The organism is Anabaena sp. CCY 0017, from assembly GCF_963920885.1.
Taxonomy (GTDB): Bacteria; Cyanobacteriota; Cyanobacteriia; order Cyanobacteriales; family Nostocaceae; genus Nodularia.
In genome coordinates this window covers 37,215-61,290 of record NZ_CAWUDG010000004.1, presented here as the reverse complement: position 1 = coordinate 61,290, position 24,076 = coordinate 37,215, and the positions used below count along the sequence as shown (strand labels likewise).

Sequence of the window (24,076 nt, the reverse complement as noted above, 5' to 3'; positions counted from 1 at the left end):
CTTCTTCCCTGCCTCTTTGGTAATCTGAACCAAGATGTCGTTTACGGTTAATGCATCTCGTCATATTCTGGGGCTTCAACTCGTCTTGCTTCCATCCGAGAAGAAGGCAAAAATTCAGCGCGACGTACAGGAGCTAAGGGCGGCGTAGGGCCGTGGTAAGGATGCATTACTTGCACTGTACGGGTAGGACGCTGCCGTGGCGAAAATAAAGCCAGTACACCAGCGACTACAACACCACCACCAATAGTGAGAGTTGCCCCTCCTACGGCCCAAAGCATGGGCGAAGACCACCAAGAATCTTGAGTTTCAGGCTTGAATACTTCTGCTGATGCAAGTTTTTGGCTATTTTGTTGAGCTAATTGCATCTGCTGGTTATTCCAATTTTGGTATTGGAATTGGAGTTGTTGGTTTTGCGCTCTTAGTTGCTCGTTATCGCTTTTTAAGCGTTCCAACTGCATATTCAGCCGTTCCATTTCCACACGCTGCTCTGGATTAACCTGGGCAGGTGGTTGACTGGGGTTAGGAAAATATGGATTCACCCCGTAAGGCGGATACATTGGGGGTGGCTGCATCATCGGTGGCGCTATATTAGCCGGCATCTGCGGCGAAGAAACAGCGAAATTACTTTGCATGGGACTATCTGCGCCCCTGAGCAATACAAGCGCAGCCAGCCCAGCTACGGCGACTCCGCCGATAAATGCCATACTTTCACTCATCGCCTTTGCTCCTCTGTCACTTGTGATTGACTCACTCTCACACTTATCATAATTCGCCTACTCAACGTCACATAAAACTCAACTATAAGCGACCGGACTAGCTAGTTTTTTTACAGCCTACTATGTGCTGTTAATATTCAAAACTATATTTGCTAAATTGTCCACCAAATCATGGTAAAAAAACAACCCTGTTATAGCAAAGTGCTGAGTTTTCAGTATAAAGCCAGTTGTTTTCAGGCTTTAAGCTATCAACACTGTTCTCACTCTGATGAAAACCGGGATCTCTTTTTTAAGAGACTTTATCTTTTTGGTCAACTTGAGTATTTGTACTGTTGTCATTTGTCTTTATAGCATCTTTGAGACTTTGGCAGAATTCAGCGATCGCCTTTAGTCCCTGTTCCGGTGTCCCCTCTGCTAGACGCTTGACAAAGGCACTACCCACAATTGCCGCATCTGCTCCCCATTCTTTGACTTGACGAGCTTGTGCAGCTTCGGAGATGCCAAAGCCGACTCCGATGGGTTTATCAGTAAAACTACGAATTTCTTGCAGTAAATCTGAAACTCGTGACTCCATTTGAGTTCGCATCCCGGTGACACCAGTAACACTCACCAAATAAATAAATCCTTGGGAAGAACGAGCGATCGCTTCTATCCGGTCAGCAGAGCTGGTAGGAGCCACTAACAAAGTTAAATCTATCCCCATCTCACCGGCTGGTTTGAGCAAGCCTGCGGCTTCTTCTAAGGGCAAATCCGGGACAACTAAGCCTGATACCCCAGCCGCAGCAATTTGTTCGAGAAACTTGTCAACCCCACGGTACAGAATCGGATTGTAATAAGTAAACAGGATAATCGGCGATCGTAAACTCGGTGTAGTAGCTTGCAACATTTCCAACACCTGTTCCAATTTTGTCCCTCGTTGCAAAGCACGGGTAGCAGCCGCTTGAATCACCGGACCATCGGCGAGAGGGTCAGAATAAGGCACACCGAGTTCAATAATATCGGCTCCATGAGTATCCAGAACTTTCAAAGCTGCTGCTGTGGTGCTTAAATCTGGATCTCCAGCAGTAATAAACGGAATCAGAGCGCACTCTCGATTTCGTCCCAAGGTTTTAAAGCAATCAGAAATCGCGGTCATTAGTCAAGAATTATGTATTAGTGGTGAGTGGTCAGTTAACAAACAATCAATAACTGACCAATGATAACTTTACACTTGACTTTGTTCTTCTTGTGCGATTTGGGCTTGAATTTTTGCTAGTTCTTCGGGAGTCAGTTCATCCAGCCGTTTTTGAAGAAAGGCTTTTTCATACTGTTCACGTTGTTCATGGTAGGTCATTTTATTTCCCACCGCGCGGAATATGTAAGAAGCCAACCAGCCAAGCAAAGCACTCACCAGCAGGACTTGGCTCCAGATTCCAGCTTGTTGACCATCTAAACCAACTAGCTGTAAACCTACATATCCCAAACCACCAGCAATAAAAACACCCAAGCCAATTCCAATAGCGTCAATGCGTCGCATGAGAGTTATGACCTACCAATCTATTTACACTTCAATTTGTCGCGGCCGGGGTCGAAGATTCACAAAAGGTGATAAAACTAACATCCCTGGCAAAAAGAAAAACACCATAAAATACATCACCGTCCGCTCAATGGAGCTAGCGACATACCAACGCTGTTTCAGGTACAGCATAACAACAGCAGGGATTGCTAACAGGTAAGCTCCAGCCAGAGCCAGATACAGCAGGGCTACAATCATAGATTTTCTCTCTTAAGTGGACAAGAGCATTGATGTGCATCTATCTTCCATCATAGGCTGAACCACTCTGCAAGGCAGAAGTCAAAAGTCAAAAGTCAAAATTCAACAGTTAAAAAACTTGTTCTATTATTTGATTTTTACTAGATGTAGATAATTTTTTTGCTATTTCTGATATCTATGCTACAATTGCAAAGGCAGTAACAAAGAATTGCTGAAATCAAACAAGATTGAAGATCCTCAACCCAGATAAAATCAGAAGAAACAGCAGAAACTTCCGAATCTGGAAAAATTTTTCAATTTAGTTGTACAAAAGACGCAATTGATGCTAGATTGGTCAAGTGTTATTTGCTGGTTAAGCAAAAGCCGATCCCGATCAATATGGGGGTGTGGCGGAATGGTAGACGCTACGGACTTAGAAAACTGGGCCTTGATCGAGAAATCTTTCAAGTGTAAGCTCTCAAATTCAGGGAAACCTAAATCTGTTTACAGATATGGCAATCCTGAGCCAAGCCGAAACAAGTGCTGAGTGTGAAAACTCATAACTCATCGGAAGGTGCAGAGACTCGACGGGAGCTACCCTAACGTGAAGGCGAGGGTAAAGAGAGAGTCCAATTCTCAAAGCCAGAGGTTGTGAAAACCTGGCAGCAGTGAAAGCTGCGGGAGAATGAAAATCCGTTGACCATAATAGGTCGTGTGGGTTCAAGTCCCTCCACCCCCACTGAAAAGTTAACATACAAGCTAACCTGCCTAGATGAACATAGGCAGGTTTAATTGTTTAAATAAGATGAAGGCTATAACACCAAGCATCAAATTCTCCTTATGACAACATGGATACCTCTTCGTGATTGATGATGACTAGGTGGCTTCATTCACAGGAACAAACAAGCAACAACGCCCTTTTTTCACGTCAGTACGCTGCCAAGCAATGCTATCTGGGTCATGTTTTTTTGCCCATCTAGGAAATTTTTCTTTGTTTCTGTTAAAGATGGATCGAAGCGTACTCGGCTTAACCTGCAATCGTTCTGCTAGTTCATCTGAGGTCAGTTCCATATTTTGAGATGGGCTTTGCAGTTCCGTTGTTTCGCGCTCCTGAACTTTATAAGTATCTGCCAACTCTGATGTGCAATTGTTAATAGGTGCTGCTTCTAAGAGAGGTATGTTTGTTTTATTGTCAGAATCGAAACCTAACAGCGATTGTGAGGGCGAGGCAGGAATTTGTCCTGTCTGAACCGATACATCCAATTCAGCTTGTTGACTTGTTAATTGTGCCTCATCAGAGATTGGTTTATTTTTGTGCGCTTGTGTCCCATTGGTATTTTCAACTTCTGTAGAAATAGCAGAAGCTTGAGAGGGGAATGGTTCTGAAAAATTTTGGCTATTTTGGTGCGTAGAATACTCCCTAGCTGGATCTTGGCTATCAGCATTTGTATTTAAACCCTGCCGTAAATGGGTTATCAACTCTTGAAGTTTATCCCCTTGATAAAATTGAACCAATTTCTCAGCAGCTTTCTTTGGATTGTCCATTCGGATCTGCTTGGAACGGTCTTTAATTCCTAGCACGTCTTTGACGTAGCTATTAAGTTCGCGCCTGTAAGCTGGTTCTCTATCCTCATCTTCAGGAATTGGGTTAGTATGTATGTACTGTCTGAGTCTAATAACAATCAAATCTCGCTTATCTACATATTCTCGTTCTTCTGCTGTAAGATTTTCGGGGTCTTTTATGTCGCGTCCTAGTTGTGCTGCAACATCTATTGCTATTAATCCACGGTCTAACAAGTCGGCAACTTCTGGAATTGCTTCTGCTGCGCGGTTTGCGGCTCGAATGCGTTTTTGCTGGGCTGATTGTAGACTTTCATCTAACTTCGGATAGTCACTATCCGAAGTTTCATCAGACAGATCGGTTCTTTGTCCTTGCCGAGACTCATAGATAACTGCCCGAAACTTCCTTTGTACTTCAGGGTCTGCTTGTAGGACTCTATCTATCGTCTCTACACTCGTTTCTAGCCCATTAGGACGCTTGGCAGTGATAAACGCCCTAAAATTTTCAGCATCTGCGCCTTTTGTATAGCAACAGTAGTAGGGCGTGACAACACCTTTTGCAACATACAAACATTCCCACAACTTGTTATCAATAATTTCTCTGATAAAGTTAGGAATTTGATCCACAAAAGCCAAATCTTTACCAATCCCAGAAGCTATACCATCGGAAACAAAGAAAGCTCTGACTGCTTGATCATGCTGTTCGGTTGGTAGTCTGTCATTATCAGACAAAACTTTTTGAACAACAGCACTATCTGGTAAATGAGATTGGCTTGGATCGATAGTATGAAAATTGTTGAGATTCATAAATCCTCAATCCCTTTTATTCGTGTTGGTACTTCAGCGATTCGGTCTAATAGCCACTGATAAATCCTTTCCGAACCTTCATGTCCTATGTAAGTATTGTTGTCAAATCCATTTTTCCATTTGGCTATAGAGAAAATGTGTGCAATTTTTTCTTCTCTTTCCTCGTCAGTAGCATTACCGTATAAGAGGTAAGCTAAACGATTAACTTTTTTATGAACTTGCTTTCTGGAAAAAATATCTTTTTTAGTAGGTAAATAGTCCACATATTCTGAGGGAAATCCATCAGGAATAACTGTAGAGGAAGAATTTTGATTAGTTGGTGTTTGATCTACTACCTTTTCATATTTCTTGCGGTAAAGGTCAAATAAATCCTTTTCCTCAACTAGCAGTTGGGCTAAATGGGCAGGAGTTTTACTCCAATTTCTTCCAAGAGGTGTATTTGCCATAACCCATTCAGCAAGATTGGCATATTCAGATTCAATTTCCTCACCATCTACAATGTGTGTTCCAATTTCGCCTGTAGAAGCAATGGGCATAAAATTAGAATTCAGTTGCTGATTACCCTGGGAATCTCCTTCTCCCTCTGTTCCCCCTCTATTCTCACTGCCTTCTTGTTCTTCTTTTTTTCTGACAACGTGAGCAATTTCATTTAAGGCTCTTACAGCTAAATTTACCAACTGTGGATGAGCCGGAATTAGTGTTTCTACTGGCTCAGGAGCGTCTTCAGGAAAGCAACGTAACAAACGCCCTAAATCTTGCATAAATGTCAGCATGGCACGAATATTGGTGGCATGAATGCGATATTTCAGCCGTTTGATGGAAACGCCTTCACCTAACATTCCCACTCCAATAATCCAAGACCGCGCACTGTGTCCAGTTTCTGCGGCGAACCGTTCAATCTGTTCACTTGAGTCTTGCCCTAACCTAGAGTTAGAAACTGAATTGGGATCATCATCTTGAGATACAACTACTAGGGCATCTTCACCAGTAAGATTGCGAATACGTTCTTTCATCTGCCGTGCCGCAGCAATCGTTGGAACTCTTACATAAGTCGCACATTCAGGAAGTCCCTTAGCTCGGTCTAGTTTCATCCGTCCATGCGCCCACAAAATTGCTTCTTTAGCCCAATCACCTTGAACATCAATGGCTGTATTTAAAGCATCAGCTAAATCTTGCTCGTTAGTTGCATTAGTAAAAGTCCTACCGTTGTAAACAGCACAACCTCGACGGTAAGAAAATTCTCCTTTCATAGTTACAAATGAAAAAGGAGGAATTATTTCGTCACTGAGGGCATCGGCTAATCTATATTGAAAGTCAGGAATGCACTCATAAGCGTTTTCTTCTACTGGTGTATAAGTCAACCAGTTACCCAAAATCTTTTTGTTATCAGAACGGAATGGTGTGCCAGAAGTCATCAATCGGTGAGATATAATCGTATCTGGGAATGCCCTTTCGCAAGCTTGACCAAAAGCTAATCCACAACTAGCATGGTGAACTTCGTCAAGAATCAGAAATACTTTGCCAGATACAGTTTGGGACAAATCATTCTGAAGCAAGCTAGAGTTGTTGGAAGAACTGAGCCATTGATAACTGACCACTAAACCGTGATAGGATTGTTTTAACAACTCTTCTGGTGTGGGTAATCTACCTAAACTTTTAACAGTACCTGAGTAAAAAAGATTAAGACCGAAAAGGTTGAAAGCATCCTGAGCGTATTGCCGCATTAAGTGTTCGGCTGGAACAACAACAACTAAGAAGCGCCAGTCGAGAACATTTTTGAGATAATCAAAAGCGTGCAATGCTCCAGCAGTTTTCCCGGCTGACGTGCAGGCTTCAAGCAAAAAATTCTTTTTGAGATTTGTTTGATACGCTCTTACAAATCGTTCTTGCCAATCTCTTGGCGCAAATGCTTCAGGCATAGTCTTACTCACTTCTGTATTGGGCGTACTTTTATACAATTGTTGACGTGATAAAAATTTTGTATCTCAACAATATCACAATTGTATCTCAAAAGTAATATGTCCAAAATTAGTAAAGATAAAGCTATATCAATCAGATTGTCTCAAACTATGCTGGAAGCCCTGGATGCTCGCGCCATCCTTGATGATAAAGACAGGACTCAAGTCATTAGGGAGGCAATTGCTCTGTATTTGGAGTTACCACAAGATTTGGTTGAAAGCAGAGTGAACTCATTGGAGCAAGATATAGAGAAGCTACGCGAACAAGTTCAACTTACAGACGAAAGAACTGATTTGCTAGAAATGCAGTTGAGCGAGTTGAATCGCTTAGTAGATGTGTTTACAGGACGGCAAAAGAAATAAAATTTTATAATTACTCGTGGCAAGCTTATGATTCTAGCTAAGGCAAAGTTATGGGTAAAGTCACACTGCCTAGATGAACATAGGCAGGTTTAATTGTTTAAATGACTTTACTCAGGCGTTCGTCTAGGGAAGCTAGGGCTGCACCAGCAGTTTCAGCGATAATACTAATGAGACGATAGGAAGCGATCGCACCCAGTATAACCGCAGATGGAAAGCGGTGCTGCAAAAGAGCGATCGCTGTCACTTCAAATACACCCAAACCACCAGGCGCGCCCGGAACCACAAAACCTAACAACCAAGCAAAACTAAAAGCCCCCAGCAATAGAGGTATTTGACTCAGATGCAATGGAGTCAGGGCGAACACAGTTAAAATAAACCCAGTACCACGCAATCCTAAAAAACCTAATTCTCCTAACAAAGGTCGCAGGGGATAACGTTTAACCTTGAAGGGAATACTAGGCTGAGTAGTAACAGCAGACCTTTTCACCTTTAATTTATAAACAAAGCGAATCGCTGGATTCAAAAACCGGGGATGAATGGCACAAAGCACCACAGCCAAACTCAAAAATTGTAATATTTGTACAGACACAGTAGTATGAGTATCTGCAAATTGGCTGCCGAAAATCACAATAATCATTAAAGCCGCCGCCGCCATCAATAGCGGTTCTAGCAACACGCTTAAAGTAGCAGCCCCAGCCGGGATATTAGCATTTTTAGCTGCCACAATTCGCCCATAATGATGCCAGATATTACCAGGTAAATATTTAGCAATATTTGTTTTTAAGTAAACTTGAATAAATTCCGCAGATGGCACAGGTTGATTTAATTCATTGAGAATCCATGTCCATATCCAACCACCCCAAATATGTGCCAGTAAAGTGACACCTGTAGCTATGGACATAATTGCCCATCCGACCGCATCAATTTGGATTGCGATCACTTCAGACCAGTTATCCTTCAGGGCTTTCCCTAAAAAAAATAGCGATCCCCCTAAAATTAGCCAGCGTAAAAATTGCTTCATTTTTTGAAAAATAAAAATATTTTAAATCACCAGAATTTCGTTCATTAATGCCATAAATCTCTCTAGAGTTAGATAAAAGTCCGATTTTAGTAGCAACGATATTGTTACCTACGCTAGAGGCGAGCTTGTTTTTTTATTCGTAAGATTAGTGAGGGTTACAAAATATTTGCTAAGTCTAAAACCAAGGGAAAATTTGCTGAATATCCAAACTACTAAACTAAGCAAATTAATGACCTATTTTGCTGTAAGAGGAGGGCTAAATGAACACTGTAATAGCTTTCTGGAATAACTTAAAACTACGTCAGATTTTAACTATCTTTGTAGCTGGTCTATTATTGATAGTTACCACTGCTTGTAGTGGAGCAAATCCTCAAGGCGCAAATCCTCAAAATCCTGCCGTTCAAGCTGGTGGCGCTAACAATCCTTATAAGGGTGGTGGAGACAAATATACCAAATATAGAATGACCACCGATCCCAAAGCGATTGAAAGGGAAGAGAAAAAAGAAAGTAATCGAGCTAGTCTACAGTCAGATTTACAAGTTTTGATTGCCATAAATAGAGACTCGGAAATACTTTATCCCGGTGCTGAAACACCTGTAGGTAGAGTTGAAAAAGAAAGAGAATTGCCAATCATCACTGACAAAAACTTTCAAAGGCCTGCACCTGGTGGTTTGATTCAACGCGAACCGGATGTAGGAACTCGCATTCAAGAACGTGTTGAAACAGTGCAGGATTCAGTCAAAGAAGCTTCTAAATTTTTGCAAAACAAAGCAGAAGAAGCCAGTTCTCGACCTGAGTTGCAAAAAAATCCAGCCGTCGGTAAATAGAACTTTTGTTGTATACACAGATTTGAGATTTTACGTCAATCCCAAATCCTACCAAACAAGTGCTAAACATCAGATGCAATTAATCACGTCTGAGTGCAGCACAAGTTTAACTTAATCACAAGCATTCAAGGAGTAACACTATGAAAAAAGTCATTACTTGGCTAAAAAATATCCGTCCTGTTAAAATTTTAACAGTCTTTTTGGCAGCCACATTCCTATTGATGGCACAGGCGTGTAATCGTCCGGGAATAGCGCAACAGCCACCCCAACCAAATGCTCAACCACCTAATGCTCAACAATACAATCCCACAAAAAGTTATGAGCTGAATGCCCCAGAGGGTGGAATGAATAACTTTAGTGATGTAGATCCCAGAGCTAAAGCAGCTGAAAGAGCAGCGAATACGAGAGCCGCAGAACTGGCGAGAAATGCGCGGAGAAACGTGGAACAGAAGGGTATTGATAGTTCAGAGCAATATGTCCGTAATTATCGGGAAGGTACACCCTTGGATGAACGAGTCCAGCGCCTGGGAGAGGATATTGGTAGCTCTGCGGAAGAATTAGGTAAAGGTGTGACTAAGGGAACTCAGCGCGGAGTGGAAAATCTTCAGAAAAATACCGGACGCGCTGCTGAAGACTTGAGTAAAAATGTCAAACGCGGCACTCAGGACACCACAAATCAACTTCAACGCCAAGCTGAGGATACAGCTGACGCAGTGAAAAGGACAATGAGAGAAATTGATTTAGATTAATTAGTTTGAGTAAAAGAACCCTGGTTTATTCAATAAATCGGGGTTCTTTCGACTAACGACTCCGTGTAGCGGATTAATTTTGTAGTAAGTAGGTTGGGTTGAGGCTTTGCAAAACCCAACGCCAAAAAACCTCGCTTTTGTTGGGTTTCATTGCATTCAACCCAACCTACAAATATTTTATGTTTTCAGAGTCATATAAGAGCGTTAATGAATCCCCATCGCGGATTAATTTTGTCGATACCAAGTTTGTAATGCTAATCGTTGAACTTCACGCCAGGGAATATTGTGGTTGCGAGCTAACTCTGCACAATCTTCATATTCTGGCTGGATGTTAGCAATAGATTTATCTTTTTCTTGTCCGTTCCATGCTACTTTAACTCGGACTTGGCCATATTCAATTTCTACTGTTTGAATTTCCCGTTGTAAGATGGCGCGTTGTTGGGTACTCCGCCGAATTCCTAAAGTTGTGGTTTCGCGAAATAAAACCGCTTCACAAGCTAGTAAATTTTCAGGATGACAGATTACAGTTAATAAAATTCCTAGACGGGACTTTTTCATTCCTATGGGTTGGGTGAAGACATCCAATGCACCAACGGCAAATAAGGCTTCAAAGACATAGCCAATGGCTTGGGGATTTAAATCATCAATTTGGGTTTCAAGTACGGTGATGGTTTCTAAATTTGGACTGGTATCTTCAGAATTATTAACGCGATCGCCCAGCCAAAGACGTAATATATTAGGGATAGGTAAATTAATAGTTCCAGCTCCCAGTCCTATCTGTTTGATAATCATTGGTGGTGGTGAACAAAATTCTGTAGTTAGGGTAGTAGCGATCGCCGCCCCTGTTGGTGTCACCAGTTCCCGATCAATACCATTACTAAAAACCGGACAACCCCGCATTTCCCACAACTTCAATACTGCTGGTACTGGTACAGCCATCTCACCGTGGGCGGCTCTGACTGTTCCCCCACCTGTCGGCAACGCTGAACAGTATAGTAAAGGTAATCCCTGATGATTGCTATCAATCCCTAACCAATCCAACCCCAAGCAAGTACCCACAATATCCACAATGGCATCGACAGCGCCCACTTCATGAAAATGAACCTTTTCTGGCTCAATGCCGTGTACTGCCCCTTCTGCTACGGCTAGCTGTCGAAATACTGCCAAACTCCAAGCTTCTACCCGTGATGGCAATTCGGCTTTGAGGATCATTTTTTCAATTTCTGGCAGATGGCGGCCGTGATGGTGACTATGTTCGTGGTGGTGGTGATGGTGGTGAACTAAATCTACATGGACTTTCGTAGCCTGCTGACCATGACGTTGCACAAGTTCGACTCGGAGCTGATACTCCTGGGAAATTCCCAATTTATTGAGTTTTTCACTTAAATATTCCACAGGAACACCCAGACTCACTAAAGCCCCCAGACACATATCACCAGAAATTCCCGTCGGACATTGAAGATAAGCAACTTTAATCATATAGATAACTAAATCAACTTTATTTTTAGACTTTGCACGATTATTTCAATGTAAGTTATCGCCTATTTCCGAAAGCAGCTCATCCATCGGTGAAAATATGTGTAACAAGGAATTTTATATTTTCCCTGAAATCCACAGTTTCCCACCTCTCATTTAGAACTTGCTATGGCAAAAATTTTCGTTATCCATCCTGATAATCCCCAAACTCGCCGTATAGAGGAAATAAAGTCAGCGCTCTCCAGTGGCGCAGTTATGCTCTACCCTACAGACACAGTTTATGCTATTGGTTGTGATTTAAATGCCAAGTCGGCAGTAGAAAGGGTGCGGCAAATTAAACAGTTAGCCAATGATAAACCACTGACATTTCTGTGTCCCTCTCTATCCAATGTGGCAACTTATGCCTCTGTCAGTGATACAGCTTATCGGATTATGAAGCGCTTGATACCAGGGACTTACACGTTTTTACTGCCTGCTACGAAGTTAGTGCCAAGACTAGTACAAAGTCCCAAGCGAAAAACTACTGGGATTCGTGTACCAGACCATCCGGTATGCTTGGCATTGCTAGCAGCGTTGGAAAATCCGATTATTTCAACTTCGGCACATCTACCACCAGATGATGAAGCATTCGAGCTAGATTTAGAATCTAGACTATCACGGGTGGAGCTGTTTGATCGTTGGGATAACTTAGTAGATGTCATTATAGACACTGGTGAGGAACCGACTTATGAGGTGTCTACGATTTTGGACTTGACGGGAGACGAACCAATGATCACAAGGCAGGGTTTAGGTTGGGAAGCAGCAGCAGCGTGGGTATAAGAAACACACTTCACAGGCATCTCCTTGATTTTCGGAGAAATTTCCGCAAAAGGCTCCAGTTTTGAGATCGTCATACTTAACAACATCTGGATGTGATAAAACAGAATGGCGATCAATGTGGATAGAACAAGTCTTTTCACCACTTTTAAGGCGTGGCAGATATCTATGTGTCATACTCAATGAGGTTGCTTGTACAAAAAGCGACACACTACTTTCCCTGTAACTTTTTTAATTGCTTACAGTCTTAATATATGAGCAGTGCTTGCAGTGGGTTTTGAGAATGCTAAATACTTCTCCAGCCAAGGCTGGCCTGATTCGCTGTGTCTGCGTTGTAGTTACGGTGCAATACCACACTCAAAGAAAAGTCATGAAAGCCAATCTTGCAAATCTACCAATTTCTCAATCCGCTTTTTTCTGCAATGTTTCGCCGGAAGAATTGCTAGCGGACAATCACAATAGCTTGAGACAACTGCTATATCAAGAAATGCGATCTCAAGTTAAGGCGACATCTGAGTGTGTACAAGCCGTATCACAGCGTATAGCTACAGAAGTTAAAAGAATATGTGATAAAAGTTCCCGCATCCAACAATCTGGCGAAATCGAGTCATGGCAAGTTAATTTAGCGAAACATCGTCTGCAAAAGTGCCTGCATTACTACCAACTGGGTTCTAGACGGGGAAGAGTGGAATTACATAGCACTTTAGGTGCTATGGTTTACCGCCATGTGACTATTGCTGGTTCGGAGTTGGGATTTAATGCTCGTTACAGTCTGATTGAAGATTTTCTCCAAGCTTTCTACATCGAAGCTATTAAAGCTTTTCGGCGGGAAAATGAACTTGCAGATGATTATCAGCCCCGGACTCAATTAGAATTGGCAGAATATATTGCCTTTACAGAGCAGTATGCCAAACGCCGGATTAATTTACCTGGTGGCAATAATCAGCAATTGATTATTCTCCGCGCTCAAGGTTTTGCCCGTCGTCAGCCGCAGGAAACTACTGTGGATATTGAAATGGCGGTGGAATCGGCTAAGAGTGAAGAAGCAGAATCTTACCAGCGTAACTCGGCGGTGCAGCAAATCCGCTCACAGATGGTTGCCCAAACTAATTTCGATCCTTCGGAGGAGTCGGAACGCGATCGCGTGATTGCGGAATTGGCAAAATATTTGGATTCTCAAGGTCAATCTGATTGTGTGGACTACCTGACGCTGAAATTACAAGACCTCTCAGCCCCAGAAATTGACCAAATTCTCGGTTTAACTAGCCGCCAGCGCGATTATTTGCAACAGCGTTTTAAATACCACGTCGAAAAATTTGCTAAAAATCACCATTGGCAATTGGTTCATCAATGGTTAGGTGCGGGTTTAGAACAAAAGTTGGGTTTAACTTCTCAACAGTGGGAAACCTTTGTGAGTGTATTATCTCCTGAGCAGCAAAGAATTTTGCAGTTGAAAGTTAGCCGACAAAGTGATCAGGCGATCGCTAAAACTATAAAATGCACACCTAAACAGCTCCAAAAACGCTGGACTCAAATGCTAGAAGTCGCATGGGATATCCGTAATGGTCATCATGACGTTCAAGCAGGTTAAAACTGAATCTTCATCAGAGGCGCGTCGAATCGTGTCCAAACAAGGAAGACAGGGCTAAATCGAAAAATAGCCGCTACATCCGTGATCGATTTACGCAGTTGATCAGCGATAATTCTTTTCTATATGTGGGAAAATACAGGAATATATTTTCTGTAAAGATGGTGATTTATCGCGTTTCTCTGATCTGGTATTGAAAAAATTAGGAATTCATTTTAAGTAACCGAGCATTTCTTACCAGTTCCGTGGAATCATAGAAGAAATGAGAGTTTTGGCAAAAGGTTGAGAATGGCTCTAACTCAAGGTGGACGGGCAAATCAGGCAGGTAGGATTTTAGAAACAAATGTCGAAAGTATATTAATTGGACATAGTTATTTCCAGGTAGGAAATCATGTCAGCAAAGATTTTTTATTAACTGCTAATTTATTAAAAAAACGCTATGCCAAACAAGTTAGTATCGGTGCAGGAATTTATCAAACTATCCTGAAAGTCGATTTTTATGTAGTCGGAATACCTGTCATGCCATCAGGATTAATTATTGAATGTAAATGGCAAGAAAGTGGTGGTTCAGTTGATGAAAAGTTTCCCTATTTGAATCTGAACATTCAAAACATTTACCCAGCACCAACGATAGTAGTTATTGGCGGTGAAGGCATGAGAACAGGCGCAATTCAATGGCTTAGACATCAAGTGACAGCTAACAATAATTTATTAGCTGTACAAACTTTAGATAGATTTATCGCCTGGACAAATAAAAATCTTTAATATGATGTAATTAATAATTCGTAAATCATCCCCCGGTTTTTGATATTACAATTAATAGAACGGGATGCTGCTATAGGATAAATTTTAAAATTAATTTGATTGTAAAGTTTTCTCACTAGTTCACAATCAGAATTACATACCATAACTTTTACCCCACGTCTAGCCAATTCTGCACAAGTATCTCTCAAGCGTTCTTGGTCTTCCTCAAGAAAAGAAGTTCCATTATAACCTGTGAAATAGCTAGTATTACTTATAGGATGATACGGTGGATCTAAAAAAACAAAATCATCGCTGCTAGTTGCATGATTTAAGACATCTGTAAAATCTGCTTGTTTAATTTTCGCTGCCAAAAGTCCGGCTGAAGCGGCGCGGAGGACATCTTCAGAGCAAATATTAGGATTTTTATATCTCCCTAACGGCACATTAAATTTACCTTGGGAATTAACTCGATAAAGTCCATTAAAACAAGTTTTATTCAGATAAATAAACCGAGCCGCTTTTTCTAAATTACTACCACCAAGATAAGCTCTGACATCATAATAATAGTCTTTATTATGCCGTTTTTGATGTTCTTTTAACAGGTTAATTAATTCCTCAATCTGATCTCTCACACAACGATAAGTAGTAATCAGTTCGGCATTAATATCAGTTAATATGGCGGCTGGAGGATGGAGATGGAAAAAAATAGCTCCACCACCTAAAAATGGCTCATAGTAAGTTTTATATTGTTTGGGAAAATGGGTTTTATATTGTGGAATTAACCGACTTTTTCCCCCAGCCCACTTTAAAAAGGGACGTGGGCAAGTTTCTTTGGGGATTTGACCTACCATTTATTTACGGTTGAACTAAAACTCAGCTACTAAATATAACAAATATAGCGGACAAAGCATATTAGACATTTCCGAGCAATAATCTAGAGAGGTTGTATACAACGTCTCGACAAAGGTTCACCGAAGAGGCATATTTAAATTCCGTCGCTGTCAGTTTTAGATGATATTAGTAATTTTTTGGCTGCATAGATTACAATCGTATAGAATCAAAGCAAATGTAATTGTATAACAAGGCAGTCTATATTCAAATGTTTGACGGATTTTGGGATAACGTCTTTCGCTACCCCCGCTACTTCATTACAATCCTCTTGGGGGTGTTCCTCAACTCGATTGAGCCATTAATGCCACTGCTAAAACGCCCTGTCACCATGATCGCTCTGTTGGGTTTCTTTGTGGGGACTTTAGTTTTTGTGAGTCTGACCGTCCGGGCTATGCTGGGCTTGAGTGCAGTTTAAGCTACTCTAGGCAGCAGCTATGGGCGTTGAATGCGTCAAGCTCGGTTCTGCCCAATTTATATATTATTTATGTCGTACAACCTCTGTGAGGAGGCAAAAATTTATGGCTACTAATCGCCGCATTTCCCGCGTTGCTGAGTTGATTAAACGGGAAGTTAGCCAAATGCTACTCCACGGGATTAAGGATGATCGTGTGGGTACTGGAATGGTCAGTGTTACTTATGTAGATGTTTCGGGTGATCTCCAACACGCCAAAGTCTACGTCAGTATTTATGGTACAGAAGAAGCCAAGACAGAAACAATGGCAGGCTTAAAGTCAGCCACGGGTTTTGTCCGTAGCGAACTTGGTTCACGAGTCAGGCTGCGTCGCACCCCAGAAGTGATTTTTATCGCAGATGATTCCATAGAAGAGGGTAATAAGGTGCTGTCGCTATTGAACAAACTTGAGAATCAGCGATCGCCTGATAGTCTGACAATGGACGACAATATTACCGATGATGAATTGTAACTGATTAACAATGTCACTTTGGAACAATTAACCCCTAGTGAATTCGCTACGGAGTTTACAGACGGGATAATATCACGTCTGTTTTAATGTGACTATAACGAAATGTAAAGAGTTGTTAGTGATAAATAGAGCGCGGGACATTCTTTTGCAAGAAAGAGGAACGAAAAAAGCACCCCCGCTAAAAACCGCTAATACCCACCACGGCCTCTTCACACAGCGTCTCGTAGCAAAAAGTTTTGATCCGCAAGTTAGGAGTTCACAACAAAATCAAATATTTCATGGCTTGATAAATTTATGACTCGCATCAATGATGATTTCAGGCAAAATCTCTCATCCTCTCACTGACTATTTACGTAGCCTTTGGTTACAAATGAGCAGTCTAATCATGGTGATGATTATTTCACGCTAAGTTATGACTCAAATTAGTACTGCTTTGACCTAAATACTGTTATGGCAACCACCAAGGAGGTTAAAACATTGTTGATTACTTGAGTCTTTGAAGAAGAGGGAGCAGGGCTTTACAGCAAATACTACGCTATAACCTGACTATAAGGGCAAAGAATTATATTTTATGACAAGTGTTTACCGACATAAACCATTTATCGTGGGTGCTGTAATTTACAAGTAAAATTGTCTGTTTTCTTAAGCAATTATTCACAGATGTCACATTATGGAGTTTTTCTGATATAATCACACCTCATATTTTGTGAGAGTTGATCGCCACTTTCCTGCTGAAAATAGCCATAACTAAATCCCAGAATACCTCAGCTAGGCTTCTATGTGATTATTGTGTACATTAGCAGTCCACTCTGTGATATAATTCCGCCAACCAGATTATGGTTAAAATTAACAGCAGCAAGAACTTGAGATATATTGAAGATAAATCAAATCATCTTCCCCGCAAGTTAAGTTAATTACGCTCAGATCACAAATTCCAGTACATTTTTCATTAAAGTCAGGATTTGTTGACAATCGTAACATTTCTTTAGATAATTTGAAGGTGTATAGCGTCAAAATAAAATCAGTTCCGTATAGCAAACTACAAAACCCTAGCCACAAGTGTAATCGTTGTCATGTTTGTTCCCAGCATTTAATGGGAACACTATCTACTTGTAAACTTTGTGAGTCAAAACCATGAGTGTGAATACGGTGCCTTCTATCAACTACTACTCTTACTACTCTTTGGATGTCATCCAAGATGAAGCACGACGACTGGTGGAAAGGGGAATGGTCAGTCGCCAACAGCCAATATATACTCTCTGCCAATATATCCCAGCTAGAGAGTGGGTTTGTGTTGAATGTGAATTAGAGAAGTGTGACTTTTTACTACGCGATCGCATTGGCGATTTGATTGGCCGGGAACAATGGGAAAACGACTAATCAGTATGTGATTCAGATTTTGGATTGGGAGTCTATTTTGGATGTCTATATTTGACAGCAAGCAAGTAAATGCTTGATTCGAGGGCTAATCTCTAGTTTTGATGTATATTTCCCCATCCAGAATCTTTAGTGTTTCCATGAACGCAGAAGCATTAAAATCTGAATTTATAGAATTTTTCAAGTTATAAAGGCGTTGAGGCAATTATTGTCTAGACTCGCAGTGATAACTTGAGTAACTGAATATAGAGTAACTGATCGGGGTAGCTTAACATATTAAGCTGCCCCGGTAGTTTTTTCAACCTACTTGTTCTAGATACTGGTTAATATCTTCAATAATTCGCGTCAGTTCGGCTTCTGTAGTTAAGCGAATATTGAGATCGCGAACAGTCAGCAGGACTTTAGCAGCGAAGGGAGTAGGCCAAATATTAGGATTACAAAAAACTTCTAGAAATACATCACCAGTGTAGCGATACTCCACCGGAGGCTGAGGAGTCACTTTACCGCCGCCGGGAGTGGGTTTAGCAGCGACAGCTTTGAGGCGTTCCATTAATTGATCTGTTGCTGCCTTCAATTCCCGTGCTGCCTGGGGTGAAAAATTGAAGGAGACAGAACCTTCAAGCAGATTCAGTGTGAGAGGAGTTGAAGACATAAGTTATTTATAAAGACTGATTGATTTACCTATTTTACCGGAATAGGTAATTTACATCTGTCGTAGGGGCGCAAGGACTTGCGCCCCTACTTGAAAATACCTGTAATTGTGGTGTTTACCGCAGAGTTTTTTCTAGTCATTCCGCAAATTTTGACATGGTGGACTAAAAAAGTTACTCCCGAAAATTACTACTATTAATGATAATAATCGGCTGTTAGTTAACACCAAAAAATTAATTACTCAAACGCTGTAGGGTGGGTATGGCTCCGCTAAAGCAAGAGTGTAACCCACCATTCCTATAATTGAAAATTATGTCACTAAACTATTAAAAAAATAGAGCCTATAGAGATATATAATCCTTACTTCGTAAGACTTTGACACACTTAATCTGAGTTTTAAGTTTTACATTAGTAGTCAAGGCACGGGCAAAAACGACTTGCAGAAATATTGCGCTGTACTTGCGGCGAACTTTCCCTTTGCTAATGAACTTAACTCAATGGCTCGTCAAGCTTCTGCTGAACGAGCTTGGTCTTCTATCTCTAGGTTTTATGACAACTGCAAAAAGGGTATTCCAGGATTAAAGGGATATCCTCAATTCCAGAAAGATTGTCGTTCGGTTGAGTACAAAACGTCAGGATGGCGGATTGCCGATGACCGTAAATCAATAACTTTCACCGATAAAAAAGGTATTGGGCGATTAAAACTTAAAGGTACTCGTGATTTGCACTTCTACCAAATCAACCAAATTAAACGGGTGAGATTGGTAAAACGTGCGGATGGCGTGTATGTTCAGTTTTGCATTGATGTAAACCGTTCCCAGAACATAGAACCTACGGGTAATACAGTTGGGTTAGACGTTGGGCTGAAAGAATACTACACTGATTCTGATGGAACGATGGTTGAAAACCCTAAGTTTCTTCGTGTTGGTGAAAAAGTTCTCAAGCGCTCACAACGTCGAGTTTCCAGAAAGGTAAAAGGTTCAAAAAATAGAGGCAAGGCAAGACTTGTTTTAGGAAAACGCCACCTCAAAATAAGTAGGCAACGTAAAGACCATGCTGTGAAGTTAGCACGGTGCGTAGTTCAGTCTAACGACTTGATAGCCTATGTTCGCGTAGCGTGCGCGTAGCGCATAGATTTGAGGATTAAAAATCTGGTGAAAAATCATTGTTTTGCTAAGTCTATTAATGACGCATCTTGGTATCAGTTCCGTGTCTGGATTGAATATTTTGGCAAGGTATTTAAACGCGTCACGGTTGCGGTTAACCCGCAATACAGTAGCCAGGAATGCTCTAGCTGTGGTGAAATTGTCAAGAAAACACTATCCACTAGGACACACGTTTGTAAATGTGGCTGTGTGATGGATAGGGATGAAAACGCAGCTAGGATAATCCTTAGTCGAGGGTTGGGTACGGTAGGGCATACCGGAACCTTTGCGCTAGACACTTCGGCTCGGCTCAGTGCAAGCGCAAGCAACGCTTGGGGAGATGAAACCTCTACTCATGTTGGTGAAAACCTGCATGAGCAAGTTATGTCTTAGATCCAAGAATCCCCGTGCGTTCACGCCGGGGAGTGTCAAGAACGTCGTGTAGGTAAGCGTGTGGGTAGCCCAATTTTGATTGCTGATGCTGCACATACCATGAGTGATGTTTGGGTAACTATAACTGTAATTGGCGGTTTGATTGGGGTTTGGCTAGGTTATCAATGGCTGGATGTGGTGTTAGCTTTTCCTGTGGCTTTGTTAGTATTTTGGACTGGTATATCAGTTGTCAAAACCAATTTACCTTGGCTGGTAGACCAAATGGCGATCGCCGAAGGCGGGGCTTTGCCCATCGCACCAGAAAAAATTCAAACAATTGTTACTGCTGTTCCAGGAGTAATTAATTGTCATCAAATCGCTTCAAGGGGTGTTCTCGGTCGCCAAGTCTTCATAGAAATGCACTTAATCGTCGATGCACCAGATGTGGAAACCGCCCACCGCATTACCGAAGCGGTAGAAAGCCAACTAGAAGAACGTTTTAGTCCCGTGAGGATTTTAATTCATCTCGAACCGCCAACATACCAGTCCGAGCAGATTAGCTTTTAAAAGCGTGATTGCTATTCACCAAACTGACCAAATTTGCAATTGTTATCACTAATTCTTCGGGATCAACTGGTTTAGCGACATGAATCTGAAAGCCAGCCTCTAAAGCCTGGAGACGATGCTCAGTATCAGTATAGGCTGTTAAAGCCACTGCGGGAATTTGTCCACCTTTGTCTTTTGTTAACGCCCGAACTTTCCGGATGAAGCTGTAGCCATCTTCCATAGGCATAGCAATATCACAGATACAGACATCTGGCTGCAACTCAGGTAAAACTTCCAATGCGGCGGCGGCTGACTCAACTGTTGTCACATTGGCACCATCGGCTGCTAACACAGTAGTAATATAAACGCGGCTATCCTCATCATCATCCACTACGAGAATCCTGAAGCCAGCAAGAGCCAGAGACGCTGGAATAATTTCTGTCATTAGTGTTGGCAAAGTAATAATTATTTGTAACTGATTGCTTGTGTTTTTTCTACACACCATGCCATTGGCAATTGTACTGCGATCGCGTCAAACAATTATTTTAGATTTCGGATGATCAAGTCCACCAAAAAACTTAGCTTCAGTAGATACTCGCTCACTAGCAGTTTTGCCTAAAAGTTTTAGTTACTTATGATACATAAAACTTGATACATCAATTTTTTTATGAAAACGTAATATTAGTTAATGTTATTTAGATTTTGTTTACACAATTATAAACAAGGATTTACGCGAAAATACAGCAATTTTAAATGAATTGTGAACAGCCAATCCAGGCAGTCAGAACTCTTTAGTATCAACTCCATCATTATCTCTGTACTATAGTTATGCTAGGAATGAAACTATTTAATTATTAAGGGTATTTAATAAATTTAACTAGACTGCTATGGGAAAATATTAAGTAGGTGGGCGCGAAAAAAATTTATCACTTTGTCATTGCGTTAGGCGTAGCTATAGCCAAAGGGCTGGACGGAGCAACACGGAGTTAAGCAGTCCCAAGGGTTTTAGACAATTTACATTTTGTTATTTTATTAGTGCCTACTTACTTAGAAGATGTTTCCAAACAACTTGTAATCACCAGGTTTCAAACGTGAGTACTAACGATATTACCATCCCTATACCAATTGACCTCAGCAACTGTAATAAAGAGCCAATTCATATTCCTGGCTCTATTCAGCCTCATGGAGTTCTTTTTGCGCTCCAAGAACCAGATTTAACCATTCTACAAGTTAGTGATAATACATTCAATTTATTTGGTTTGCCAGCCGAAGAATTACTAAATAAAAACCTCAGCGATTTTGTTGAATTAGACCAAATTAATTTACTCAAAGATTCTTTAAATCAAGACGATTTATTAATTGTTAATCCCATTGAATTAACCATAAAACATGGCAATAATCAGCCTGTGCAGTTTGATGGGATTGTTCACCGTTCTGATGGATGTTTAATTTTAGAATTAGAACCGACAAATTTAGATAAAGGTAATTCTTTTTTCAAGTTTTACCATTTAGTGAAAATAGCAATGACAAAGTTACAATCTGCATCTACTTTAGCAGAAATTAGTCAGATTATTGTCAAAGAAGTCAAACAAATTACTGGTTTTGATAGAGTTATGCTCTATCGATTTGATGAAAATTGGCATGGAACAGTTATTGCTGAGGAAAAGCCAGAATATCTGACAGCTTATTTAGGGTTGCGTTATCCAGCTTCTGACATTCCCACACAAGCCAGAAAACTCTACAGCGAAAACTGGCTCAGACTGATACCAAATAGTGACTATCAGCCTGTAGCCATTGTGCCAACCAATAATCCTGTGACTGACGAACCTTTAGATTTAAGTCGCTCAGTTTTACGCAGTGTCTCGCCTTTACACGTTGAGTATATGCACAATATGGGCGTGACGGCATCGATGTCAATTTCCATTATGAAAAATGGCAAGCTGTGGGGACTAATTGCTTGTCATCATCAATCACCTAAATATATTCCCTACGAAATTCGGAATGCTTGTGAATTTTTGGGGCAGATGACATCTTTAGAAATGGCGGCTAAAGAAGATAGTGAAGATGTGGAATCTAAGATACAGGTAAAATCGAACCACTCCAAGTTAGTGGAGTATATGTCATTAGAAAATAACTTCATTGACGGTTTAATTAATAACCAGCCAAATCTCCTCAATCTGGTGAATTCTGAAGGTGCTGCCGTCTGTTTTAATGGTAATTTTTTCACAGTTGGTAAAACTCCTCAACAAAAGGATCTTGAAGATTTAGTGGAATGGATAAATCAGCACCAAAATGAAGATATTTTCTACACTGATTCTCTAGTTGAAGTTTACCCAGAAGCCGAAAAATTACGGAATGTTGCTAGCGGTTTGATGGCACTTTCCATTTCCAAAAGCCAAAAAAACTATGTTTTGTGGTTTCGCCCAGAGGTAGTCCAAACTGTAAATTGGGGCGGTAATCCGAATAAACCGGTAGAAGTGAAAGAAAATGGCAGTATCCACCTATCACCCCGCAAATCTTTTGATTTATGGAAAGAAACAGTCCTATTAAAATCGGTTCCCTGGAAATCTTATGAAGTAAATGCAGCACTGGAATTGAGAAGTGCAATTATTGGCGTGGTACTGCGGAAAGCAGATGAATTGGCACAGTTGAATATTGAATTAGAACGCAGTAATCACGAATTAGATGCCTTTGCCTATATTGCTTCTCATGATTTAAAAGAACCACTGCGCGGTATTCACAATTACTCTAACTTCTTAATGGAAGATTACGCTGAGACTATCAATGAAGAAGGGAAGAAAAAATTAAAAACATTGATTCGTCTGACCCAGCGCATGGAAGATTTAATCGATTCGTTGCTGCATTTTTCTCGTTTGGGCAGAGTAGACCTTTCCATGCAGCCAACCGACTTGAATAGTATCGTGCATCGCAGTTTAGACTTATTGAGCGCCCGCATTGAGGAGATGAACGTAGATATTCAAATTCCTCGACCGCTACCAACAGTGTATTGCGATCGCATCCAAGTTGGTGAGGTCTTTAATAATTTGATTGCTAACTCCATTAAATACAACGATAAAGCCGAGAAATTCATTGAAATTGGTTATATAGAAGAGTCGCCATTACCAATCACATTTTACGTGCGAGATAATGGTATTGGCATTCGAGATAAGCATTTTGAGGTAATTTTTCGGATTTTCAAACGACTCCACGGCCCCAGCAAATATGGTGGCGGGACTGGGGCGGGGTTGACTATTGCCAAAAAAATAGTAGAACGACATGGCGGTAAAATTTGGGTAGATTCCACCCAAGGCGAAGGTAGTACCTTTTATTTCACATTACAGGGAGTTGACTAAACCCATGATTGGTGATTTTTCCCGACCTTTACTAGTAATTGAAGATAGTGATGAAGACTTTGAAGCCTTAACTCGAATCATGGACAAAGAATCTGTTGCCAATCCTATATTTCGCTGTAGCGATGGCGAGGAGGCGTTAGACTTTCTTTACCATACGGGAACTTACAGTAATAGTCAAAACTCTCCTCGTCCGGCAATTATTTTGCTCGATTTAAATTTACCCGGAACTGATGGCCGAGAAGTTTTAGAACAAATCAAGCAGGATAAAGAGTTGAGATATATCCCTGTAGTTGTCTTTACCACTTCATCCAATCCTAAAGATATTGAAATATGTTACCAATATTGCGTTGCTAGTTATATGTTGAAACCAATTGATATTAATAGATTGGTTGAGACTATTCAAAGTTTCATTACTTATTGGTTAGATATTGTAATCCTCCCTGATGCTGTTAACAACTAGT

General features: G+C 41.0%; 22 protein-coding genes and 2 pseudogenes. 13 read left to right on the top strand and 11 right to left on the bottom strand.

What is annotated here, in order from left to right:
- Nucleotides 1–47: 47 nt before the first annotated feature.
- From ACM0OW_RS06610 to ACM0OW_RS06585, 6 genes are all read right to left on the bottom strand, one after another.
- Entirely contained in the window at nt 48–716 is a 669-nt protein-coding gene (locus tag ACM0OW_RS06610) for a heterocyst differentiation related protein (RefSeq protein ID WP_414549239.1), read from the bottom strand.
- Between the two features lie 289 nt (nt 717–1,005).
- Nucleotides 1,006–1,851 (bottom strand): tryptophan synthase subunit alpha, encoded by an 846-nt coding sequence (gene trpA, locus ACM0OW_RS06605; RefSeq protein WP_414549238.1) that lies wholly within the window; start codon nt 1,849–1,851, stop codon nt 1,006–1,008.
- A gap of 69 nt (nt 1,852–1,920) precedes the next feature.
- On the bottom strand, nt 1,921–2,232 hold the full coding sequence (locus ACM0OW_RS06600; RefSeq protein ID WP_414549237.1) for a DUF3007 family protein: 312 nt from the start codon (nt 2,230–2,232) through the stop codon (nt 1,921–1,923).
- Between the two features lie 24 nt (nt 2,233–2,256).
- A complete protein-coding gene (gene ndhL, locus ACM0OW_RS06595) occupies nt 2,257–2,469 on the bottom strand; it encodes an NAD(P)H-quinone oxidoreductase subunit L (protein WP_414549236.1) in 213 nt (70 codons plus the stop codon).
- A gap of 855 nt (nt 2,470–3,324) precedes the next feature.
- Nucleotides 3,325–4,815, bottom strand: coding sequence for a hypothetical protein (locus tag ACM0OW_RS06590; protein WP_414549235.1), 1,491 nt, complete (start codon nt 4,813–4,815; stop codon nt 3,325–3,327).
- Nucleotides 4,812–6,734 carry a DEAD/DEAH box helicase gene (locus ACM0OW_RS06585; RefSeq protein WP_414549234.1) on the bottom strand — a complete coding sequence of 641 codons (1,923 nt, stop codon included), beginning with the start codon at nt 6,732–6,734 and terminating at the stop codon, nt 4,812–4,814. The genes ACM0OW_RS06590 and ACM0OW_RS06585 overlap by 4 nt, the downstream gene beginning before the upstream one ends.
- 99 nt (nt 6,735–6,833) lie before the next feature.
- Between ACM0OW_RS06585 and ACM0OW_RS06580 the strand changes: the two genes are divergently transcribed.
- Nucleotides 6,834–7,136 (top strand): ribbon-helix-helix protein, CopG family, encoded by a 303-nt coding sequence (locus ACM0OW_RS06580; protein WP_414549233.1) that lies wholly within the window; start codon nt 6,834–6,836, stop codon nt 7,134–7,136.
- 97 nt (nt 7,137–7,233) lie between these two features.
- Here the strand turns inward: ACM0OW_RS06580 and ACM0OW_RS06575 are convergent, their stop codons facing one another.
- A complete protein-coding gene (locus tag ACM0OW_RS06575; protein WP_414549232.1) occupies nt 7,234–8,157 on the bottom strand; it encodes a lysylphosphatidylglycerol synthase domain-containing protein in 924 nt (307 codons plus the stop codon).
- A gap of 260 nt (nt 8,158–8,417) precedes the next feature.
- On the opposite strand from ACM0OW_RS06575, the gene ACM0OW_RS06570 reads away from it, so the two are divergent.
- Nucleotides 8,418–8,984 carry a DUF6658 family protein gene (locus ACM0OW_RS06570; RefSeq protein WP_414549231.1) on the top strand — a complete coding sequence of 189 codons (567 nt, stop codon included), beginning with the start codon at nt 8,418–8,420 and terminating at the stop codon, nt 8,982–8,984.
- Nucleotides 8,985–9,124: 140 nt separating this feature from the next.
- Nucleotides 9,125–9,733 (top strand): hypothetical protein, encoded by a 609-nt coding sequence (locus ACM0OW_RS06565; protein WP_414549230.1) that lies wholly within the window; start codon nt 9,125–9,127, stop codon nt 9,731–9,733.
- A 225-nt stretch (nt 9,734–9,958) separates the two neighbouring features.
- Here ACM0OW_RS06565 and larC read toward each other — a convergent pair whose 3' ends face one another.
- Nucleotides 9,959–11,212, bottom strand: coding sequence for a nickel pincer cofactor biosynthesis protein LarC (gene larC / locus ACM0OW_RS06560; RefSeq protein WP_414549229.1), 1,254 nt, complete (start codon nt 11,210–11,212; stop codon nt 9,959–9,961).
- Nucleotides 11,213–11,377: 165 nt separating this feature from the next.
- On the opposite strand from larC, the gene ACM0OW_RS06555 reads away from it, so the two are divergent.
- The 3 genes from ACM0OW_RS06555 (at nt 11,378) to ACM0OW_RS06545 (ending at nt 14,378) form a co-directional block, all read left to right on the top strand.
- The gene (locus tag ACM0OW_RS06555; RefSeq protein WP_414549228.1) at nt 11,378–12,028 is read left to right on the top strand and encodes an L-threonylcarbamoyladenylate synthase; all 651 of its coding nucleotides are present in this window, start codon (nt 11,378–11,380) and stop codon (nt 12,026–12,028) included.
- A 367-nt stretch (nt 12,029–12,395) separates the two neighbouring features.
- Nucleotides 12,396–13,616: a HetZ-related protein gene (locus tag ACM0OW_RS06550; RefSeq protein WP_414549227.1), complete on the top strand. Its 1,221-nt coding sequence runs from the start codon at nt 12,396–12,398 to the stop codon at nt 13,614–13,616.
- 285 nt (nt 13,617–13,901) lie between these two features.
- A complete protein-coding gene (locus tag ACM0OW_RS06545; protein ID WP_414549226.1) occupies nt 13,902–14,378 on the top strand; it encodes a PD-(D/E)XK nuclease superfamily protein in 477 nt (158 codons plus the stop codon).
- Here ACM0OW_RS06545 and ACM0OW_RS06540 read toward each other — a convergent pair.
- Complete coding sequence (locus tag ACM0OW_RS06540) at nt 14,375–15,208, bottom strand: DNA adenine methylase (protein WP_414549225.1); 834 nt, start codon at nt 15,206–15,208, stop codon at nt 14,375–14,377. The genes ACM0OW_RS06545 and ACM0OW_RS06540 overlap by 4 nt on opposite strands.
- Nucleotides 15,209–15,456: 248 nt before the next feature.
- On the opposite strand from ACM0OW_RS06540, the gene ACM0OW_RS06535 reads away from it, so the two are divergent.
- From ACM0OW_RS06535 to ACM0OW_RS06525, 3 genes are all read left to right on the top strand, one after another.
- The gene (locus tag ACM0OW_RS06535; protein WP_414549224.1) at nt 15,457–15,663 is read left to right on the top strand and encodes a DUF751 family protein; all 207 of its coding nucleotides are present in this window, start codon (nt 15,457–15,459) and stop codon (nt 15,661–15,663) included.
- Between the two features lie 103 nt (nt 15,664–15,766).
- The gene (rbfA, locus tag ACM0OW_RS06530; protein WP_414549223.1) at nt 15,767–16,171 is read left to right on the top strand and encodes a 30S ribosome-binding factor RbfA; all 405 of its coding nucleotides are present in this window, start codon (nt 15,767–15,769) and stop codon (nt 16,169–16,171) included.
- 1,134 nt (nt 16,172–17,305) lie between these two features.
- Nucleotides 17,306–17,551 (top strand): DUF4327 family protein, encoded by a 246-nt coding sequence (locus tag ACM0OW_RS06525; RefSeq protein WP_089090143.1) that lies wholly within the window; start codon nt 17,306–17,308, stop codon nt 17,549–17,551.
- 295 nt (nt 17,552–17,846) lie between these two features.
- Here ACM0OW_RS06525 and ACM0OW_RS06520 read toward each other — a convergent pair whose 3' ends face one another.
- Nucleotides 17,847–18,200 carry a hypothetical protein gene (locus tag ACM0OW_RS06520; protein ID WP_414549222.1) on the bottom strand — a complete coding sequence of 118 codons (354 nt, stop codon included), beginning with the start codon at nt 18,198–18,200 and terminating at the stop codon, nt 17,847–17,849.
- Nucleotides 18,201–18,615: 415 nt separating this feature from the next.
- Between ACM0OW_RS06520 and ACM0OW_RS06515 the strand changes: the two are divergent.
- A pseudogene (locus tag ACM0OW_RS06515) lies at nt 18,616–19,737 on the top strand (RNA-guided endonuclease InsQ/TnpB family protein); the annotation flags it as partial.
- A 39-nt stretch (nt 19,738–19,776) separates the two neighbouring features.
- Nucleotides 19,777–20,283 (top strand): annotated as a pseudogene (locus ACM0OW_RS06510) (cation diffusion facilitator family transporter); the annotation flags it as partial.
- On the opposite strand, the gene ACM0OW_RS06505 reads toward ACM0OW_RS06510, so the two are convergent.
- On the bottom strand, nt 20,273–20,707 hold the full coding sequence (locus ACM0OW_RS06505) for a response regulator (RefSeq protein ID WP_414549221.1): 435 nt from the start codon (nt 20,705–20,707) through the stop codon (nt 20,273–20,275). The pseudogene ACM0OW_RS06510 and the gene ACM0OW_RS06505 sit on opposite strands and share 11 nt — an antisense overlap.
- Nucleotides 20,708–21,353: 646 nt before the next feature.
- Here ACM0OW_RS06505 and ACM0OW_RS06500 point away from each other — a divergent pair.
- Together ACM0OW_RS06500 and ACM0OW_RS06495 are read left to right on the top strand one after the other, a co-directional pair.
- Nucleotides 21,354–23,615, top strand: coding sequence for an ATP-binding protein (locus ACM0OW_RS06500; RefSeq protein WP_414549220.1), 2,262 nt, complete (start codon nt 21,354–21,356; stop codon nt 23,613–23,615).
- Nucleotides 23,616–23,619: 4 nt separating this feature from the next.
- Complete coding sequence (locus ACM0OW_RS06495; RefSeq protein ID WP_414549219.1) at nt 23,620–24,075, top strand: response regulator; 456 nt, start codon at nt 23,620–23,622, stop codon at nt 24,073–24,075.
- Nucleotide 24,076 lies beyond the last annotated feature (1 nt).

Coding starts and splice junctions, on each gene's coding strand:
- ACM0OW_RS06535 (WP_414549224.1), top strand. CDS start 15,457: ATGTTTGACGGATTTTGGGATAACGTCTTTCGCTACCCCCGCTACTTC.
- ACM0OW_RS06525 (WP_089090143.1), top strand. CDS start 17,306: ATGAGTGTGAATACGGTGCCTTCTATCAACTACTACTCTTACTACTCT.
- ACM0OW_RS06495 (WP_414549219.1), top strand. CDS start 23,620: ATGATTGGTGATTTTTCCCGACCTTTACTAGTAATTGAAGATAGTGAT.
- ACM0OW_RS06580 (WP_414549233.1), top strand. CDS start 6,834: ATGTCCAAAATTAGTAAAGATAAAGCTATATCAATCAGATTGTCTCAA.
- rbfA (WP_414549223.1), top strand. CDS start 15,767: ATGGCTACTAATCGCCGCATTTCCCGCGTTGCTGAGTTGATTAAACGG.
- ACM0OW_RS06545 (WP_414549226.1), top strand. CDS start 13,902: ATGGCTCTAACTCAAGGTGGACGGGCAAATCAGGCAGGTAGGATTTTA.
- ACM0OW_RS06570 (WP_414549231.1), top strand. CDS start 8,418: ATGAACACTGTAATAGCTTTCTGGAATAACTTAAAACTACGTCAGATT.
- ACM0OW_RS06565 (WP_414549230.1), top strand. CDS start 9,125: ATGAAAAAAGTCATTACTTGGCTAAAAAATATCCGTCCTGTTAAAATT.
- larC (WP_414549229.1), bottom strand. CDS start 11,212: ATGATTAAAGTTGCTTATCTTCAATGTCCGACGGGAATTTCTGGTGAT.
- ACM0OW_RS06555 (WP_414549228.1), top strand. CDS start 11,378: ATGGCAAAAATTTTCGTTATCCATCCTGATAATCCCCAAACTCGCCGT.
- ACM0OW_RS06550 (WP_414549227.1), top strand. CDS start 12,396: ATGAAAGCCAATCTTGCAAATCTACCAATTTCTCAATCCGCTTTTTTC.
- ACM0OW_RS06600 (WP_414549237.1), bottom strand. CDS start 2,232: ATGCGACGCATTGACGCTATTGGAATTGGCTTGGGTGTTTTTATTGCT.
- ACM0OW_RS06505 (WP_414549221.1), bottom strand. CDS start 20,707: ATGACAGAAATTATTCCAGCGTCTCTGGCTCTTGCTGGCTTCAGGATT.
- ACM0OW_RS06520 (WP_414549222.1), bottom strand. CDS start 18,200: ATGTCTTCAACTCCTCTCACACTGAATCTGCTTGAAGGTTCTGTCTCC.
- ACM0OW_RS06540 (WP_414549225.1), bottom strand. CDS start 15,208: ATGGTAGGTCAAATCCCCAAAGAAACTTGCCCACGTCCCTTTTTAAAG.
- ACM0OW_RS06575 (WP_414549232.1), bottom strand. CDS start 8,157: ATGAAGCAATTTTTACGCTGGCTAATTTTAGGGGGATCGCTATTTTTT.
- ACM0OW_RS06610 (WP_414549239.1), bottom strand. CDS start 716: ATGAGTGAAAGTATGGCATTTATCGGCGGAGTCGCCGTAGCTGGGCTG.
- ACM0OW_RS06585 (WP_414549234.1), bottom strand. CDS start 6,734: ATGCCTGAAGCATTTGCGCCAAGAGATTGGCAAGAACGATTTGTAAGA.
- ndhL (WP_414549236.1), bottom strand. CDS start 2,469: ATGATTGTAGCCCTGCTGTATCTGGCTCTGGCTGGAGCTTACCTGTTA.
- ACM0OW_RS06590 (WP_414549235.1), bottom strand. CDS start 4,815: ATGAATCTCAACAATTTTCATACTATCGATCCAAGCCAATCTCATTTA.
- trpA (WP_414549238.1), bottom strand. CDS start 1,851: ATGACCGCGATTTCTGATTGCTTTAAAACCTTGGGACGAAATCGAGAG.